The following is a 4,555-nucleotide window of genomic DNA, read 5'->3' on the forward strand; positions in this document are numbered from 1 at the left end:
TAAACAAACGCCTTGGTAGCAAAGAAGTCAAGATGGTGTATGACATTGGTGGTAGTAAACTAACCAAAAACGTCCCCACACCCCCCTCAGAAAGAGTTCAATATGCCATTAATGACGAGGAAATTCTGCAACTGGCTCAATGGACTTGTCAGATTGAAAAACATTATTCTCAGGTGCGCGATACCTATACCCCAATGGATATTGAATGGGCAAAAGACGGCATCACAGGAGAATTATTTATCGTTCAAGCTCGTCCCGAAACCGTACAATCCCAAAAATCTAACAATGTATTGCAAAATTATAAATTAGATACTAACGCGGATGTATTAATCACAGGTAGAGCAGTTGGGGAAAAAATCGGTGCAGGTATTTCTAGAGTAATCTTAAATGTTAGCGACATCGATCGCTTTCGACCAGGAGAAGTCTTAGTTACCAATAAAACCGATCCTGACTGGGAACCCATTATGAAACAAGCCAGTGCTATTGTTACCAATCAGGGTGGTAGAACCTGCCATGCAGCAATTATCGCCCGTGAAATGGGTATCCCCGCCATTGTAGGCTGCGGTGATGCCACCAAAAACATTAAAACTGGGCAAGAAATAACTGTATCCTGCGCTGAAGGAGAACAAGGTAAAGTTTATCCTGGTTTAATTCCCTTTACTGTAGAAGAAACTCAGTTAGATGATTTACCTGAAACTAAAACCCAAATCTTGATGAATATCGGTAATCCTGAAGAGGCTTTTGGTTTATCGGCTTTACCCTGCGATGGTGTGGGTTTGGCTAGATTAGAGTTTATCATTGCCAATCATATTAAAGTACATCCTTTGGCTCTACTTAAGTTCGATGAATTAAAAGATACTAGGGAAAGAATAGCGATCGCTCAACTAACAAGTTATTATGACCATAAACCCGATTTCTTTGTCGATTTACTCTCTATGGGTATTGGTACGATTGCAGCAGCTTTCTATCCCAAACCTGTTATTGTGCGGATGTCGGACTTTAAGAGTAATGAATATGCCAATCTTCTAGGAGGTCAACAATTTGAACCTGAAGAAGAAAACCCCATGTTAGGTTGGCGTGGTGCAAGTCGCTATTACGATCCTTTATATAGTGAAGCCTTTGCCCTAGAATGTCAGGCATTTAAACGAGTTCGCGATGAAATGGGTTTGACTAACGTTATTTTGATGATTCCTTTCTGTCGTACTCCCGATGAAGGAAGAAAAGTATTGGCAGAAATGGCAAAACACGGTTTAGTCAAAGGAGAAAATAGTTTGCAAGTATATGTGATGTGCGAACTTCCCAGTAATGTGATTCTAGCTGATGAATTTAGCCAAGTATTTGATGGTTTCTCCATCGGCTCAAACGACTTAACCCAACTGACATTGGGACTAGATCGCGATTCTGCTTTAGTAGCTCATCTTTTTGACGAACGCAACCATGCAGTGAAAGCCATGTTACAAATGGCGATCACCAAAGCCCGACAAAATAACCGCAAAATAGGTATCTGTGGTCAAGCACCAAGCGATTACCCAGAATTTGCCGAATTTTTAGTAGAACAAGGCATCAATTCCATGAGTCTCAATCCTGACTCAGTACTTAAAACCAAACTCAAAGTAGCACAAGCAGAATCAAGTTTGTAACAAAGCAGAGGAAGCAGGGAAATAAAGAAGGTAAGATCGATAATACATAATACTTGCCCTTCATCCCTTATCCTTTATCCTTTATCCCTTAAAAAAATGATTAACAAAATTCTCGTAGCAGTAGAACGTTCTGACAAAGATAATCTTGTTTTTGATTCGGCTCTATCTTTAGCCAAAACTACAAATGCAACTTTAATGTTGCTCCATGTTTTATCAGAAAACGAAGTAAATTATCCCATATTACCTACCTATGCCTATTACCCAATACTAGACGATCTCGACGATCAAAAATATCAAGAACAATTATCACAGTATAAACAATTGGGAATTGATTTTTTACAAAATCTTACTCAAAAAGCTACTGAATCAGGAGTAAACACTGAATACACCCAATCAAGTGGCAACCCAGGAAGAAAAATTTGTGAACTAGCTAGTACTTGGGAAGCCGATCTAATTTTAGTAGGTAGTCGCGGACTCAAAGGATTCAAAGAAATGTTTCTCGGCAGCGTTAGCAACTATGTAACTCACCATGCTCCATGTTCTGTCCTAATTATGCGCAACCCTCTCGAACGGGAATCGGCTTCAGATTCCACCGTCTCAGAAGAAAAACCCGCAACCACTGATAGTCAACAACTAACAACATAATAAAGTCAGAAGTTTTTGACTACTAACTACTAACCACTGTAGAGACGCGACTCTCCTTATCCCCATTCGAGGACAATGTAAACTCAAGGGGCTGTGTTCTGAAATAAATTAAGAACAATGACGGGAGTGGAATATGCCGACGGTCAGTCGGCATATTCCACTCCCGTGTTGACAACGCCCCGCCTGGGGTTTCCCCAGGAGACAGCCCCTCAAATAAGAGGTTCTCACCCAGCAACGACTTACTGTACGGACGTGATTTGAAACGTCTCTACTCACATTATCCCGCTTGACGGAACTAACCACTAACGAAGGGAGAATAAGAGAATAAAATGTTAAAAAAAATCTTGGTAACAATAGATCGCTCACCAGCTAATAAAAAGGTATTTGATGAAGCTTTTTTCTTAGCTAAAACTACCAAAGCAAAATTAATCTTACTACACGTTCTCTCAGCAGAAGAACCAGGAAGCCCTATAATGTCTCTTTATCCCCCAGTAGGAGATGATTATCATTACATACATCTCAATTCCGAAATTACTCATATGGCAAACCAGATGTACCACAAACAATGGAAAGCTTTTGAAACTGAAGGAATAAAAATACTGCGTTCTTTTGCCGATATAGCGATCTCAGCAGGAATAGAAACTGAATTTACCCAAATTACTGGTCATCCTAGTTCGACTATCTGTGAGTTTGCTCAATCTTGCTATGCCGATGTGATTGTTATTGGTAGAAGGGGACATTCGGGTTTGCGAGAAATGCTGTTAGGTAGCGTCAGTAATTATGTAGTTCATCATGCTCCTTGCTCTGTTTTATTGGTTCAAACTCCCGTCAAACAAGAACGGCATTCATCTTCCGAAAGCCAAGAAGCGACTATTTATTCTTAATTTTCTCCTGACGAACAACTTAATGAGTTTTTTGGAAAATAGACCAAAGGAGGTGATTTTTGGATTTGACTTATTTTCCAGAATCGATCTAGCAAAAACAGCTATTTCCGTATTGGTTGGGACTGGGTTAAAGCGGCATTTCTCAACGGTTGGAGATTAGTCGACAGAGTGGCTTTATTCTCCCAATGGCAACGATAAGATGTATGCCTATGATGGTACGGATACTATGGCTGGTGGTGCTGGAGACGATGAAATTTATGGATATGGAGGAGATGATTTTCTCTATGGAGATGATGACAACGATCGACTTTACGGTGGTACTGGGGACGATAATGTTTACGGTGGTACTGGCAACGATAAACTCTATGGATATTTTGACGAAGACGAACTTTTTGGTGGTGAAGGCAAAGATACACTTTATGGAAGTTTTGGTCGCGATACCTTAATAGGAGGAGGCGGGAACGATCTTTTACTAGGAGAAGATGGCAATGACAAAATTCAAGGTAGTATAGATGGCTCTTCTGCAAACCATGAAGTTGATACTCTGACAGGCGGAAGTGGTGCAGATACATTTTTTCTTGTCGACAATGGCTCTAATTTATATCAAGGTTGGGGTTATGCGAGTATAACTGATTTCGATAGTCTTGAAGGAGATCGAATTAAGCTACAGAATTTAGAGCAATTTGGAATGGAGGGAGATAACGAATTACACTACAGTTTAGACATTGTTAACTTTGGTGGGGGAGCAGAACTCGACACTCGAATACTCCATGACAATAATATATTGGCAATTGTTCAAGATACACAAATCAATTCGCTTTCTGAGTTAACTTTTATCGATTATTTTCCAGGATAAGACCTCATTTTATTACTTTTAGATTGCTGGCGATCTCCTTATTTAGAGATCGCTTTTTTATTTACTTTTAAAAATTAACTAGTACAATAAATTTGCCAAGAGTTGCTGTTTTTCCCTGAAAAGTTATTAAGCACAAAAATTAAGTTATAAAAGGTAACAAAATAATTTTAAAGTTGAGATTTTAATTTCACTTTCTACAAATCAAACGGGAAAAAATTATGCCAAACCTACGTAAAAGTAATAATCTCTACTATTACTAAATTAGAACTTTAATTAATTATTAATTTGATTGATTGTTAAGCAGTTTAACAAAATTGCAGAACTTTAATCGTTTTTACAGATAGATAAATAGTGACTAATACTTTAAGGAGTAAATTATAATGTCTACAGCAAAAAATGTAATTCTAGGTACTGAATTTGGCGATGTCTTAGAAGGAAATGATACCCCTATTTTTCAATATGTTGATAATAAATTAGTGCTATCCTCTGCTGACGATGCTATATATGGGTTTCAAAGCGATGATATCTTA

General features: G+C 38.5%; 4 protein-coding genes and 1 pseudogene. All 5 read left to right on the top strand.

The window, feature by feature from the left end; translation table 11 throughout:
- The coding region (gene ppsA / locus H1P_RS31190) for a phosphoenolpyruvate synthase (RefSeq protein ID WP_144875063.1) at window positions 1–1,640 on the top strand (1,640 nt) is incomplete at its 5' end.
- Between the two features lie 96 nt (window positions 1,641–1,736).
- A complete protein-coding gene (locus H1P_RS31195) occupies window positions 1,737–2,285 on the top strand; it encodes a universal stress protein (protein WP_144875065.1) in 549 nt (182 codons plus the stop codon).
- A 117-nt stretch (window positions 2,286–2,402) separates the two neighbouring features.
- A complete protein-coding gene (locus H1P_RS36795) occupies window positions 2,403–2,546 on the top strand; it encodes a hypothetical protein (protein ID WP_186376251.1) in 144 nt (47 codons plus the stop codon).
- A gap of 68 nt (window positions 2,547–2,614) precedes the next feature.
- Window positions 2,615–3,169 carry a universal stress protein gene (locus H1P_RS31200; protein ID WP_144875067.1) on the top strand — a complete coding sequence of 185 codons (555 nt, stop codon included), beginning with the start codon at window positions 2,615–2,617 and terminating at the stop codon, window positions 3,167–3,169.
- 190 nt (window positions 3,170–3,359) lie between these two features.
- Window positions 3,360–4,025, top strand: a pseudogene (locus H1P_RS31205) (calcium-binding protein); the annotation flags it as partial.
- Window positions 4,026–4,555: the final 530 nt, after the last annotated feature.

This window comes from Hyella patelloides LEGE 07179 (assembly GCF_900659865.1).
GTDB classification, from domain to species: Bacteria; Cyanobacteriota; Cyanobacteriia; order Cyanobacteriales; family Xenococcaceae; genus Hyella; species Hyella patelloides.